Here is a 12,907-nt window from a genome sequence, read left to right on the forward strand (position 1 = left end):
CTCTCATCGTCTATTTGCGCAACAGGCGCAGGCCATTGAACACCACCAGCAGGGCCACGCCCATGTCGGCGAACACCGCCATCCACATGGTGGCCAGCCCCAGGAAGGTGACCACCAGGAAGATCGCCTTGATCACCAGCGCCAGGGTGATGTTCTGCCTGAGGATACTCGACGTTTGCCGGGAGAGCCGAATGAAAGCCGGAATCTTGCGCAAATCATCGTCCATCAACGCCACGTCGGCGGTCTCGATGGCGGTGTCGGTGCCCGCTGCGGCCATGGCAAAACCGATCTCGGCGCGCGCCAGGGCCGGGGCGTCGTTGATGCCATCACCGACCATGCCGACCCGATGACCCTGGCCATACAGGGTTTCGATGGCTTGCAGCTTATCGGTGGGCAGCAGGTCGCCCTGGGCCTGATCGATGCCGACCTGGGCCGCGATGGCCTGGGCGGTGTGGGTGTTGTCGCCGGTAAGCATCAGGGTCTTGATGCCCAGCGCGTGCAGTTGCTGGATGGCTTCACGGCTACTGTCCTTGACCGTGTCGGCCACGGCGAACAGCGCCAGCGGGCCGGATTTGTCGAGCAGCAGCACCACGGACTTGCCTTGTTTTTCCAGGGCGAACAGTTTTTCTTCCAGTTCCGGCGAGCACAGGCCCAGGTCTTCGACCAGGCGGTGGTTGCCCAAGTGGTAGGTCTGGCCATTGATATCGCCGCGCACCCCACGGCCGGCCAGGGCCTCGAAGTTATCCACAGGGTGGCTCGGCAGGTTTTTATCCACCGCCGCGTTGGCAATCGCCAGCGACACCGGGTGGTCGGAACGCCCGGCCAAACTGGCGGCCAGCGCCGGGGCACTGTCCTCGACGTTAGGGAACAGCGCCAGGTAATCGGTTTGCACCGGCTTGCCGTGGGTGATCGTGCCGGTCTTGTCGAGGGCCAGGTAGTCAAGTTTGTAACCGCCCTCCAGGTACACGCCGCCCTTGATCAGGATACCTTTGCGCGCCGCTGCCGCCAGGCCACTGACGATCGTCACCGGGGTGGAGATCACCAGCGCACAAGGGCACGCCACGACCAGCAGCACCAGGGCGCGGTAGATCCAGTCGAACCAGGCGCCGGCCATGAACAGCGGCGGGATCAGCGCCACGCCCAGGGCAAACAGGAACACCGCCGGGGTGTAGACCTTCGAGAAGCTGTCGACAAACCGCTGGGTCGGCGCGCGTGCGCCCTGGGCCTGTTCCACCGCGTGGATGATCCGCGCCAGCGTGGATTGATTGGCCGCTGCGGTGACCTTGTACTCCAGCGAACCGGCCTGGTTGATGGTGCCGGCGAACACTTTGTCGCCCACGGTCTTTTCAATCGGCAGGCTTTCACCGGTGATTGGCGCTTGGTCGATGGTGGATTGGCCAGCGGTGACTTCACCGTCGAGGCCGATGCGCTCGCCGGGCTTGACCCGCACGATCGCGCCAAGATCGATACTTTTAACCTCTAGTTCCAGCCAGCTGCCATCGGCCTGTTGCACGGTGGCCTGTTCCGGAGTCATTTGCATCAAGCCACTGATGGCGTTGCGCGCACGGTCCAGGGACTTGGCTTCGATCAACTCGGCCACGGTGAACAGGAACATCACCATCGCCGCTTCTGGCCACTGGCCAATCAACACCGCACCGGTCACAGCGATGCTCATCAAGGCGTTGATGTTCAAGTTGAGGTTTTTCAGGGCAATCCAGCCCTTTTTATAGGTGGTCAGGCCGCCGCTGAGGATCGAGACCAGCGCCACCACGGCAATCACCCAGGTCGGCGCGGCATGGGTGAAGTGCAGCACTTCGGCGGCCAGCGCGCCGACGCCGGACACCGCCAGCGGCCACCAATGTTTCTTGGCCGGCGGCGCTGCGGCCGGGGCTCCTTCTTCGATGGGTTCGGCCTGCATGCCGATGGATTTGATGGCGTCGATGATCGGCGTGGTGCTCGGCAGATCGTGGGTGACGCCAAGGATCCGGTTGATGAGGTTGAATTCCAGCTGCTGCACGCCGGCGAGCTTGCCCAGTTTGTTCTGGATCAGCGTCTGCTCGGTGGGGCAGTCCATGGCTTCGATGCGGAAGGTACTCAGGCGCGAACCGGCAGTCGGTGCCTCGCTCAGTTGCACCAGCGCAGGCGCGGGCGCGCCGGAGCAGCAGGAACCGCCGTGGCCGTGGTCATGCACGGGGGTGAGTTTCTTCGGGCCATGATCGTGGTCATGGTCATGCTTGTGGTCGTGCTTATGCGGGGTGTGAAGGGAGTCGCTCATCAGGTCGCGTCCGTAAGGTGCCTGTTGCCAAGTAAAGACCCTGTAGCCACTATAGGGTCAAGCACCCATTTGGAGATTGCTGCGATGAAGATCGGCGAACTGGCCAAACTGACCGACTGCCCGGTGGAAACCATCCGTTATTACGAGAAGGAAGGCCTGCTGCCGCCGCCGGCGCGCACCGAGGCCAACTACCGCGTGTACACCCAGGCACACAGCGAGCGGCTGGTCTTTATCCGCAACTGCCGCAGCCTCGACATGACCCTCGAGGAAATCCGCAGCCTGCTGGGGCTGCGCGACAGCCCACAGGACCAGTGCGAAAGCGTGAATGCGTTGATCGACGAGCATATCCACCACGTGAAAGCGCGGATCGACGGGCTGTTGGCGCTGCAGGAACAACTGCTGGACCTGCGCCAGCGCTGTGGCGGCGGGCCAGAATGCGGGATATTGCAGCGGCTGGAGGTCAGCGGAAGCGTGCTGGCCAGCGAGGCCGAGCCTTCACATGTGGGCAGAAGCCACGGGCATTAACTCAAGCGAACACAGAACCCAATGTGGGAGCAGGCAAGCCAGCTCCCACAGTTCAGACCAAGGCAATTTTTAGATGGCGACGTCAGCCTTGATGCTCGGATCAGCGTCGTAGCCCACGATCTCGAAGTCCTCGAACTTATAGTCGTAGATCGACGCAGGCTTACGCTTGATCACCAGCTCCGGCAGCTTCTTCGGCGTGCGCGCCAGCTGGGTGCGGATCTGCTCCATGTGGTTGCTGTAGGCATGGGTATCGCCGGTGGTGACGATGATCTCGTGCGGGATCAGGTCGCACTGCTGGGCCAGCATATGGGTCAGCAACGCCAGTGCGGCAGTGTTGTACGGCAGGCCGAGGAACACGTCGGAGCTGCGGATATACAGCTGCATCGACAGATGACCGTCATGCACGAAGGCCTGGTACAGCAAGTGGCAAGGCGGCAGGGCTTGCTTGCCGTTGCGCGCGTTTTCCTGCGGGCTCTTGGTTTCGTCGGGCAGGTACTCGACGTTCCAACCGTGGAACAGGATGCGGCGGCTGTTGGGGTTGGTCTTGAGCGTGTGGACCATGTAGTCGATCTGGTTGATCGTGCCGCCGTCCTTGGTCGGCCAGGCGGTCCACTGCTCGCCGTACACCGGGCCCAGGTCGCCGTCTTCGGTGGCCCATTCGTCCCAGATACGCACGCCGTTTTCGTTCAGCCACTTGATGTTGGTGTTGCCGCTCAACATCCAGATCAATTCGTTGGCGATGCTTTTGAAGTGAAGCTTCTTGGTGGTCAGCAGCGGGAAGCCGTCGGCCAAGTTATGCCGATACTGACGGGCGAACACGGCCTTGGTGCCGGTGCCGGTGCGATCGCCCTTGGTCAGGCCATTGGTCACGACGTCGTTCAGTAGTTCGAGATATTGCTTCATGTGTTTACCCGTATCGTTGAAGCCGAGACCTCCTGGCCTCGGCGTTCGAATTTAAAGCGCGGTGTTCTTGATCGGCTGTGGACGGTTGTAGGCCCACCACAACAGGCCCAGGCCGCCGAGGATCATCGGCAGGCTGAGGATCTGGCCCATGGTCACCCAGCCCCACGCCAGGTAGCCCAGCTGCGCATCCGGCACGCGCACGAACTCGACGATGAAACGGAAGATCCCATAGAACAGCGCGAACATCCCCGACACTGCCATGGTTGGCCGTGGCTTGCGCGAGAAGATGTACAGAATGAGGAACAGTGCCACACCTTCCAGGGCGAACTGGTACAGCTGCGACGGATGGCGCGGCAGTTGCGCCGGGTCGCTGAACGGTGGGAACACCATGGCCCACGGCACGTCGGTCGGCTTGCCCCACAGCTCGGCATTGATGAAGTTGCCAATCCGCCCGGCGCCCAGGCCGATCGGCACCATCGGCGCGACGAAGTCCATCAGCTGGAAGAAGGACTTGCCATTGCGACGGCCGAACCACCAGGCGGCGATCATCACACCGATGAACCCACCGTGGAACGCCATGCCGCCCTTCCACACTTCAAAGATCAGCGTCGGGTTGGCGATGTACGCCGACAGATCGTAGAACAGCACATACCCCAGTCGCCCGCCGACGATGACGCCCATCGACAGCCAGAACACCATGTCGGAGAGTTTCTCCTTGGTCCAGGTCGGGTCGAAACGGTTCAGGCGGCGGGAGGCCAGCAGCCACGCCCCGCCGATGCCGATCAGGTACATCAACCCGTACCAGTGGATTTTCAGCGGACCGATGGCCAGGGCCACCGGGTCGATCTGCGGGTAAGGCAGCATTGCGACTCCTCGTTAATCATTCGATAGTGCGACCGGACCATGCCCGTGCGCGATTAAGCCTGCGTTACAACAAAAAGTTTAAACCGACGCAAAACAGCAATCCGGCGAACAGCCGCTTGAGCAAACGCGGCGACAACCGGTGTGCCAGGCGTGCGCCGAAGCGGGCGAACACCATGCTGGTCAGGGCGATGCCCAGCAGCGCCGGCAAATACACGAACCCTAGACTATGAGCGGGCAACAGCGGGTCATGCCAGCCCAGAATCATGAAACTTAATGCACTGGCCACGGCAATCGGCAGGCCACAGGCCGATGAAGTGGCCACCGCCTGCTGCATCGGCACGCTGCGCCAGGTCAAGAACGGCACGGTCAGCGAGCCGCCGCCAATCCCGAAAATCGCCGAGGCCCAGCCGATCACCGAGCCGGCTACGGTCAGGCCGACCTTGCCCGGCACCGTGCGGCTGGCCTTGGGCTTGACCTCGAGGGCCAGTTGCACGGCCACCAGCAGGGCAAACACCCCAATGATCTTCTGCAGATGCGGGCCGGAAATCGCCTCGGCGGTCAGCGCACCAAAACCGGCGCCGATCAGGATGCCCAAGGTCATCCATAGGAAGATCGGCCAACGCACCGCGCCACGTCGGTGGTGCTCACGCACTGCATTCACCGAGGTGAAGATAATCGTCGCCAGGGACGTGCCCACGGCCAGGTGAGTCAGCACCTGCGGGTCGAAGCCCTGCAAGGTGAAGCTGAACACCAGCACCGGCACGATGATGATCCCGCCGCCCACGCCAAACAGCCCGGCGAGCACGCCCGCACAGGCGCCGAGTAGCAAATACAGGAGAAATTCCATGGGAGCCCCCAAACCAAGTCCGGCATGTTAACGGATGGAAGGCATACGACCCAACTGGATACGATGGAACGCCGCTGCCTGTATGGGTAGAGTGGCTAAAAACACAAAAGGGAATCGCCTGATGTGCCTGATTGTTTTCGCCTGGCGGCCGGGCCACGCCCAACCGCTGATCGTCGCGGCCAACCGCGATGAGTTCTACGCCCGCCCCAGCCTGCCGCTGGCCCAGTGGCCGGATGCGCCCGCTGTCTACGCCGGCCGCGACCAGGAAGCGGGTGGCACCTGGCTGGGGGTCAATGCCGAGGGGCGGTTTGCCGCCCTGACCAATATCCGCGACCCGCATCAGCCGCCGGCACGCAAGTCGCGCGGTGAACTGGTCTCACGTTTTCTCAGCGGATCGCTGCCGATTGACCAATATCTCGCCGACGTTAACGGACGTTCGATTGAATATGCCGGGTTCAACCTGCTGGTGGGCACGCGGGATGCGTTGTGGCATTACAACGCCAACCACACCGAGCCGACGCAGTTGAAGGCTGGGATTTATGGATTATCCAACGCAGGACTGGACACGCCGTGGCCCAAGTTGCTCAAGGCCAAGGCAGCACTGAGCAAGTTGCTGGACGATCCGCAGCCGGAGGCCTTGCTGGCAATCTTGAGCGACCCGCAGACCGCGCCGTTTGCCGACTTGCCGGATACCGGCGTGGGGCTGGCGACCGAGAGCCTGTTGTCGAGCGTGTTTATTGCGAGTCCCAGCTACGGGACAAGGGCGAGTACGGCGTTGATTGTGAATGCCGACGGCACGCGGCGGATGGTGGAGCGCAGTTTCGGCCCGCACGGGGGGCGGTTGGGCGAGGTGGAACTGAGTATTTGACGGCGCCTGGATTGGCGCCATCGCCGGCAAGCCGGCTCCTACAGGGGAATGCATTCCAACGGTAGGAGCTGGCTTGCCAGCGATGGCCTCACTTCGGTCTAGAGGGTCTTGGCAGAAGCCGGGTTGATCATCCGCGTCAGCCCCAGGTTCTTCAGCGCCAACTGCAGCGAGCTGTGGATAACTTGCGGGTTGTCGATGGTCATCAACTCCGCCAGCAGGTCCTTGGCCATGCTCAGTTCGACCTGGCGCAGCATCCACTTCACCTTCGGCAGGTTGGTGGCGTTCATCGACAGGCTGTCAAAGCCCATCGCCATCAACAGCACCGCCGCCGCCGGATCGCCGGCCATTTCACCGCAGATACTCACCGGCTTGCCTTCGGCATGGGCGTCGCGCACCACGTGCTGCAGGGCTTGCAGCACCGCCGGGTGCAGGTAGTCGTAGAGGTCGGCCACCCGTGGGTTGTTACGGTCTACGGCCAGCAGGTATTGGGTCAGGTCATTGGAGCCCACCGACAGGAAGTCCACCTGGCGCGCCAGCTCCTTGGCCTGGTACACCGCTGCCGGAATCTCGATCATCACGCCGATCGGCGGCATCGGCACGTCGGCGCCTTCGTCGCGCACTTCGCCCCAGGCACGGTGGATCAGGTGCAGGGCCTCTTCCAGCTCATGGGTGCCGGAGATCATCGGCAGCAGAATGCGCAGGTTGTTCAGGCCCTCGCTGGCCTTGAGCATGGCGCGGGTCTGCACCAGGAAGATTTCAGGATGGTCGAGGGTGACGCGGATACCGCGCCAGCCGAGGAAGGGGTTGTCTTCCTTGATCGGGAAATACGACAGTGACTTGTCGCCGCCGATGTCCAGGCTGCGCATCGTCACCGGTAACGGGTGGAAGGCGGACAGTTGCTCGCGATAAATCGCCAGCTGCTCCTTCTCACTCGGGAAACGCTGGTTGATCATGAACGGCACTTCGGTGCGGTACAGCCCCACCCCTTCAGCACCGCGCTGCTGCGCACGGGCCACATCGGCGAGCAGGCCGGTGTTGACCAGCAGCGGCACGCGATGGCCATCGAGGGTCACGCACGGCAACTCGCGCAACGAGTCGAGGCCCAGCGCCAGTTGTTTCTCTTCCTCGACCACCTCGGCGTATTGCTTGCGCAGCACTTCGCTGGGGTTGGTGAAGACTTCACCGCGATGGCCATCGACGATCATGTCGATGCCGTCGACCTTGGAATACGGCAGGTCCACCAGGCCCATCACCGTCGGGATACCCATGGCCCGGGCCAGGATCGCGACGTGGGAGTTACCCGAACCCAGTACCGAGACCAGGCCCACCAACTTGCCTTCCGGCACTTCGCCGAGCATGGTCGCGGTCAGTTCTTCACTGATCAGGATGGTGTTGTCGGGGTAGACCAGGTTGGTGGTGCGGTCTTCCTGCAGGTAGGCCAGCAGACGGCGACCGAGGTCACGCACATCCGAGGCCCGTTCGCGCAGGTAGGCGTCGTCCATCAATTCGAAACGGTTGACGTGATCGGTGACCACCTGGCGCAGCGCGCCCTGGGCCCACTGACCGGTCTTGATCACGGTCTTGACTTCGTTACCCAGGGACGCGTCGTCGAGCATCATCTGGTACACATCGAACAGCGCGCGTTCTTCAGGGCGCAACTGCGTGGCCAGCTTGGTCGACAGGTTGCGCATGTCGGCGCGCACGCCTTCCAGGGCAGTCTTGAACAGTTTGATTTCAGCGTCGATGTCATCGACGGTCTTGTCCGGCACCACATCGAGGTCGGCCGGCGGCAGCATGACCACCGCGGTACCGACCGCCGCACCCGGCGAACCCGGCACGCCGACGAACTTGGCTTCCTGGATGCCCTTGCCCTGGCGCCCCAGGCCGCGAATCGAGCCGGTGGCCTCGGCGTGGGCAATAACCCCGGCGAGTTGCGCGCTCATGGTCACGAGGAAGGCTTCTTCACCTTCGTCGAACTGGCGGCGTTCTTTTTGCTGGATGACCAACACGCCGACAACGCGGCGATGGTGAATGATCGGTGCGCCGAGGAACGAGGCGTAGCGCTCTTCGCCGGTTTCGGCAAAGTAGCGATAACGCGGGTGATCGGCGGCGTTTTCAAGGTTCAGGGGTTCTTCACGCGTCCCCACCAGGCCCACCAGACCTTCATTGGGCGCCATGCTGACCTTGCCGATGGAGCGCTTGTTCAAGCCCTCGGTGGCCATCAGCACAAAACGGTTGGTCTCGGGGTCCAGCAGGTAAACCGAGCAGACCTGGCTGCCCATGGCTTCCTTGACGCGCAACACAATAATCCCCAACGCCGCCTTGAGATCCTTGGCGGAGTTAACTTCCTGGACGATCTTGCGCAGCGTATTGAGCATGGCTCGGGGTCGAACTCCGTCGTCAGTCGCGCGCTAAAAGGCGCGGGGCAAGCTCTTTGAGAGCGCGACGATAAACCTCGCGCTTGAATGTCACCACCTGGCCCAACGGGTACCAATAGCTGACCCAGCGCCAGCCATCGAACTCCGGTTTACCGGTCAAATCCATCCGCACCCGCTGCTCGTTGGAGATCAGGCGCAGGAGAAACCATTTCTGCTTCTGGCCGATGCACAGCGGTTGGCTGTGGGTACGCACCAGGCGTTGCGGCAAACGATAGCGCAACCAGCCACGGGTACAGGCCAGAATTTGCACATCTTCGCGCTCAAGGCCGACTTCTTCATTCAACTCACGGTACAAGGCGTCTTCAGGGGTTTCATCGGGGTTGATTCCGCCTTGAGGAAACTGCCAGGCATCTTGGTTGATTCGGCGAGCCCATAGCACCTGTCCGGCATCATTCGTAAGAATAATCCCGACATTAGGACGGAAACCATCGGGGTCGATCACGGCAACAACCTCGCAAACGCATGTCGCCGCATTGTTCCACAAAGGTTGCTGAAGCGGCAACGAGGCTTCTTACCTTATGTGCACTCTTGTGAAAAGACCGTATTCTGGACGCCTTTTTACAGACTTTTCAGCGAGTAACTGCAATGCGCCTGGCTTTATTCGACTTGGACAACACCCTTCTCGGCGGTGACAGCGACCACGCCTGGGGCGATTACCTGTGCGAGCGCGGGATTCTCGACCCGGTGGCCTACAAGGCCCGCAACGACGAGTTCTACCAGGATTACCTGGCCGGCAAGCTGGACAACGCCGCCTACCTGAACTTCTGCCTGGAAATCCTCGGCCGTACCGAGATGGCCCAGCTGCAGGAATGGCACAACGACTATATGCGCGACTGCATCGAGCCGATCATCCTGCCGCTGGCCATAGAGCTGCTGGCCAGGCACCGCGCCGCCGGTGACAAGCTGGTGATCATTACCGCCACCAACCGCTTCGTCACTGCGCCGATTGCCGCACGCCTGGGCGTGGAAACCCTGATCGCCACCGAATGCGAGATGGAAAACGGCCGCTACACCGGGCGCAGCACCGATGTACCGTGCTTTCGCGAAGGCAAGGTGACGCGCCTGAATCGCTGGCTGGAAGAAACCGGGTACACCCTGCAAGACAGCTACTTCTATAGCGACTCGATGAATGACCTGCCGCTGCTCGAGCAAGTGACGCATCCGGTGGCAGTGGATCCGGATCCGAATCTGCGCGCTGAAGCCGAGAAGCGCGGCTGGCCGGTCATCACCCTGCGCAACTAACTGATACCCCTGTGGTGAGCGGGCTTGCCCCGCGTTGGGCTGCGAAGCGGCCCCGATGCAGGCACAGCTGTTCTCCTGATAAAACCGGGTAGCCAGTTTAGGGCTGCTTCGCAGCCCAACGCGGGGCAAGCCCGCTCACCACAAAGAGGCCTACTTGTCACAGTAACCGCCTGAAGCCCTAGACCGGCTTGGCCCCCATCAACCCCGCAATCGCCACGAACCCCACCAGGCTGACCACCGCCAGCGCCAGGGTGAAATTCAAACTGCCGCCCTCGCCTCTGCGCAGGCGATTGAGCCGTGCCACCAACCAGAACCAGGCCAGCGCCGCCACGGTATAGAGAATGCTGGAGCCCAGGATCCAGGTCTGCCCCAGTGGCCAGCCGATCAGGTGCACCAGCCACCAGCCGGTGAATGGCATGCTCAGCAGGCAAATCCCCATCAACAGCCATACGAACGCCCAAGGGCGCTGCACGGTCACCGCCGGGCCGGCACTGCGTTTGCGCCAGGCCAGCAACGCCAGGCCGAAGCCGCTGAGCAGCAGCAGGACCGTGGCGGTGATGTGGATAACTTTCAGGGTGGTCAGGGTTTCCATGTCTCGTTTTCCTTAAAGGCCGCCCCCATCAGCGTAGTCGCTCAACCGAGGAACAGTTTGTAGGCCGGGTTATCACTTTCATCCCAGTACGGGTAGCCGATCGCTTCAAGCGCTGCCGGCACCAGGTGACGCTCGTCCGCCGGAACCTGCAGGCCGGCGACCACACGGCCGTCTGCTGCGCCGTGGTTGCGATAGTGGAACATCGAGATGTTCCAGCGCCCGCCCAATTTGTTAAGAAAGTTGAACAAGGCCCCCGGGCGCTCCGGGAATTCAAAGCGCAGCACCACTTCATCACTGACCTGGGCCGCATGCCCGCCGACCATGTGGCGAATGTGCAACTTGGCCAGTTCGTTCTCGGTCAGGTCCAGCACCGGGAAGCCTTTGCTGGTAAGACTGGCGATCAGCGCGCTGCGCGGGTCGTTTTCCGGATGCGTCTGCACGCCAACGAAGATATGCGCCTCGCTGCCGGAGTGGTAGCGGTAGTTGAATTCGGTGATCTGGCGCTTGCCCACAGCCTCGCAGAACGCCTTGAAGCTGCCCGGCTTCTCGGGAATGGTCACGGCGATGATGGCTTCACGACCTTCACCCAGCTCGGCGCGCTCGGCCACATGGCGCAGGCGGTCGAAGTTGACGTTGGCGCCGGAGTCGATGGCCACCAGGGTCTGCCCGGTAACGCCACGGGTCTCCACGTACTTCTTGATCCCCGCCACGCCCAGCGCGCCCGCCGGCTCGGTGATGGAGCGGGTGTCGTCGTAGATGTCCTTGATCGCCGCGCAGATTTCATCCGTGCTGACGGTGATCACTTCATCCACATAGTCTTTGCAGATTTCGAAGGTGTGGTGGCCGATCTGCGCCACCGCCACGCCGTCGGCAAAGATGCCCACAGTCGGCAAGACCACGCGCTCACCTGCGGCCATGGCGGCCTGCAGGCAGTTGGAGTCGTCCGGCTCGACGCCGATGATCTTGATTTCCGGGCGCAGGTATTTCACGTACGCCGCGATGCCGGCGATCAGCCCGCCGCCGCCCACCGGCACGAAAATCGCGTCCAGCGGCCCTGGGTGCTGGCGCAGGATTTCCATCGCCACGGTGCCCTGCCCGGCAATGGTGTGCGGATCATCGTAGGGGTGGATGTAGACGTAGCCCTTTTCGTCGACCAGTTTCAGCGAGTAGGCCAGGGCTTCCGGAAAGGAATCACCGTGCAGCACCACTTTGCCGCCCCGCGAGCGCACGCCTTCGACCTTGATTTCCGGAGTGGTCTTGGGCATCACGATAGTCGCCTTGACCCCCAGCACCTTGGCCGCCAGGGCCAGGCCCTGGGCATGGTTGCCCGCCGACGCGGTGACCACGCCACGCGCGCGCTCCTCGGCCGTCAGTTGCGTCAGCTTGTTATAGGCGCCGCGAATCTTGAACGAGAACACCGGCTGCAGGTCTTCGCGCTTGAGCCAGACCTTGTTGCCAAGGCGCTCGGAAAGCTGGCGGGCGGTCTGGAGCGGGGTTTCTACGGCAACGTCGTAGACGCGCGAGGTGAGGATCTTTTTGACGTACTGTTCAAGCATCGGCAGGCATCACTGGGCGGGTTGGGCAGGGCCAAGGAGTCTAACCCAGCGTTTGGCCGGGAGACCACACGAATCCCAAGGTTTGTTGGGGTATACTCGCGCCCCTCTTTTACTCCCCGCCCGTTCCGGAGCCCGCATGACCCAGGATCAACTCAAACAGGCAGTGGCCCAGGCCGCCGTCGATTTAATCCTCCCCAAACTCGACGACAAGAGCATCGTCGGTGTCGGCACCGGTTCCACTGCCAACTGCTTCATCGATGCACTGGCCCAGCACAAGGGCGCGTTCGATGGCGCCGTGGCCAGCTCCGAAGCCACCGCCGCTCGCCTCAAGGGCCATGGCATTCCGGTGTACGAGCTCAACACCGTGAGCGACCTGGAGTTCTACGTCGACGGCGCCGATGAAAGCGACGCGCACCTGAACCTGATCAAGGGCGGCGGCGCGGCCCTGACCCGCGAAAAGATCGTCGCGGCCGTGGCCAAGACCTTCATCTGCATCGCCGACGCCAGCAAGCTGGTACCGGTACTCGGCGCGTTCCCGCTGCCGGTGGAAGTGATCCCGATGGCCCGCAGCCACGTGGCCCGCGAGCTGGTGAAGCTGGGCGGCGACCCGGTGTACCGCGAAGGCGTGTTGACCGACAACGGCAACATCATCCTCGACGTGTTCAACATGCAGATCACCAACCCGGTGGAGCTGGAGACGCAGATCAATGCAATCGTCGGCGTGGTCACCAATGGCCTGTTCGCCGCGCGTCCAGCCGATGTACTGCTGCTGGGTACTTCGGAAGGAGTGAAAACCC

General features: G+C 62.5%; 12 protein-coding genes. 4 read left to right on the plus strand and 8 right to left on the minus strand.

Translation table 11 applies throughout. The features are described from left to right. Positions 1 to 10 precede the first annotated feature (10 nt). Positions 11 to 2,275 carry a heavy metal translocating P-type ATPase gene (locus NTD80_RS06215; RefSeq protein ID WP_262132669.1) on the minus strand — a complete coding sequence of 755 codons (2,265 nt, stop codon included), beginning with the start codon at positions 2,273 to 2,275 and terminating at the stop codon, positions 11 to 13. 84 nt (positions 2,276 to 2,359) lie between these two features. On the opposite strand from NTD80_RS06215, the gene cadR reads away from it, so the two are divergent. Beyond that, on the plus strand, positions 2,360 to 2,800 hold the full coding sequence (cadR, locus tag NTD80_RS06220) for a Cd(II)/Pb(II)-responsive transcriptional regulator (RefSeq protein ID WP_065902224.1): 441 nt from the start codon (positions 2,360 to 2,362) through the stop codon (positions 2,798 to 2,800). Between the two features lie 69 nt (positions 2,801 to 2,869). On the opposite strand, the gene NTD80_RS06225 is transcribed toward cadR, so the two are convergent. From NTD80_RS06225 to NTD80_RS06235, 3 genes are all read right to left on the minus strand, one after another. Further along, positions 2,870 to 3,703, minus strand: coding sequence for a thymidylate synthase (locus NTD80_RS06225; RefSeq protein ID WP_010207295.1), 834 nt, complete (start codon positions 3,701 to 3,703; stop codon positions 2,870 to 2,872). Positions 3,704 to 3,754: 51 nt separating this feature from the next. Beyond that, complete coding sequence (lgt, locus tag NTD80_RS06230) at positions 3,755 to 4,567, minus strand: prolipoprotein diacylglyceryl transferase (RefSeq protein WP_065902226.1); 813 nt, start codon at positions 4,565 to 4,567, stop codon at positions 3,755 to 3,757. Positions 4,568 to 4,631: 64 nt separating this feature from the next. Next, positions 4,632 to 5,414 carry a sulfite exporter TauE/SafE family protein gene (locus NTD80_RS06235; RefSeq protein ID WP_065902229.1) on the minus strand — a complete coding sequence of 261 codons (783 nt, stop codon included), beginning with the start codon at positions 5,412 to 5,414 and terminating at the stop codon, positions 4,632 to 4,634. A 121-nt stretch (positions 5,415 to 5,535) separates the two neighbouring features. Between NTD80_RS06235 and NTD80_RS06240 the strand changes: the two genes are divergently transcribed. Continuing rightward, the gene (locus NTD80_RS06240; RefSeq protein WP_262132673.1) at positions 5,536 to 6,282 is read left to right on the plus strand and encodes an NRDE family protein; all 747 of its coding nucleotides are present in this window, start codon (positions 5,536 to 5,538) and stop codon (positions 6,280 to 6,282) included. 98 nt (positions 6,283 to 6,380) lie between these two features. Here the strand turns inward: NTD80_RS06240 and ptsP are convergent, their stop codons facing one another. Then, positions 6,381 to 8,660 carry a phosphoenolpyruvate--protein phosphotransferase gene (gene ptsP / locus NTD80_RS06245; RefSeq protein ID WP_065902236.1) on the minus strand — a complete coding sequence of 760 codons (2,280 nt, stop codon included), beginning with the start codon at positions 8,658 to 8,660 and terminating at the stop codon, positions 6,381 to 6,383. Positions 8,661 to 8,682: 22 nt separating this feature from the next. Then, positions 8,683 to 9,162 (minus strand): RNA pyrophosphohydrolase, encoded by a 480-nt coding sequence (locus tag NTD80_RS06250; protein ID WP_003176750.1) that lies wholly within the window; start codon positions 9,160 to 9,162, stop codon positions 8,683 to 8,685. 143 nt (positions 9,163 to 9,305) lie between these two features. Between NTD80_RS06250 and NTD80_RS06255 the strand changes: the two genes are divergently transcribed. After that, a complete protein-coding gene (locus NTD80_RS06255; RefSeq protein ID WP_262132675.1) occupies positions 9,306 to 9,962 on the plus strand; it encodes an HAD family hydrolase in 657 nt (218 codons plus the stop codon). A gap of 178 nt (positions 9,963 to 10,140) precedes the next feature. Here the strand turns inward: NTD80_RS06255 and NTD80_RS06260 are convergent, their stop codons facing one another. Together NTD80_RS06260 and ilvA are read right to left on the minus strand one after the other, a co-directional pair. Further along, positions 10,141 to 10,554, minus strand: coding sequence for a DUF2269 domain-containing protein (locus NTD80_RS06260; protein WP_262132677.1), 414 nt, complete (start codon positions 10,552 to 10,554; stop codon positions 10,141 to 10,143). Positions 10,555 to 10,595: 41 nt separating this feature from the next. Next, the gene (gene ilvA, locus NTD80_RS06265; protein WP_262132679.1) at positions 10,596 to 12,110 is read right to left on the minus strand and encodes a threonine ammonia-lyase, biosynthetic; all 1,515 of its coding nucleotides are present in this window, start codon (positions 12,108 to 12,110) and stop codon (positions 10,596 to 10,598) included. A gap of 136 nt (positions 12,111 to 12,246) precedes the next feature. Here ilvA and rpiA point away from each other — a divergent pair. Continuing rightward, positions 12,247 to 12,907: ribose-5-phosphate isomerase RpiA (gene rpiA / locus NTD80_RS06270; protein WP_262132680.1), on the plus strand; the 661-nt coding region annotated here is incomplete at its 3' end.

This window comes from Pseudomonas sp. 13B_2.1_Bac1, assembly GCF_025466155.1.
Lineage (GTDB): Bacteria > Pseudomonadota > Gammaproteobacteria > Pseudomonadales > Pseudomonadaceae > Aquipseudomonas > Aquipseudomonas aylmerensis.

Coding starts and splice junctions, on each gene's coding strand:
- NTD80_RS06215 (WP_262132669.1), bottom strand. CDS start 2,275: ATGAGCGACTCCCTTCACACCCCGCATAAGCACGACCACAAGCATGAC.
- cadR (WP_065902224.1), top strand. CDS start 2,360: ATGAAGATCGGCGAACTGGCCAAACTGACCGACTGCCCGGTGGAAACC.
- NTD80_RS06225 (WP_010207295.1), bottom strand. CDS start 3,703: ATGAAGCAATATCTCGAACTACTGAACGACGTCGTGACCAATGGCCTG.
- lgt (WP_065902226.1), bottom strand. CDS start 4,567: ATGCTGCCTTACCCGCAGATCGACCCGGTGGCCCTGGCCATCGGTCCG.
- NTD80_RS06235 (WP_065902229.1), bottom strand. CDS start 5,414: ATGGAATTTCTCCTGTATTTGCTACTCGGCGCCTGTGCGGGCGTGCTC.
- NTD80_RS06240 (WP_262132673.1), top strand. CDS start 5,536: ATGTGCCTGATTGTTTTCGCCTGGCGGCCGGGCCACGCCCAACCGCTG.
- ptsP (WP_065902236.1), bottom strand. CDS start 8,660: ATGCTCAATACGCTGCGCAAGATCGTCCAGGAAGTTAACTCCGCCAAG.
- NTD80_RS06255 (WP_262132675.1), top strand. CDS start 9,306: ATGCGCCTGGCTTTATTCGACTTGGACAACACCCTTCTCGGCGGTGAC.
- NTD80_RS06260 (WP_262132677.1), bottom strand. CDS start 10,554: ATGGAAACCCTGACCACCCTGAAAGTTATCCACATCACCGCCACGGTC.
- ilvA (WP_262132679.1), bottom strand. CDS start 12,110: ATGCTTGAACAGTACGTCAAAAAGATCCTCACCTCGCGCGTCTACGAC.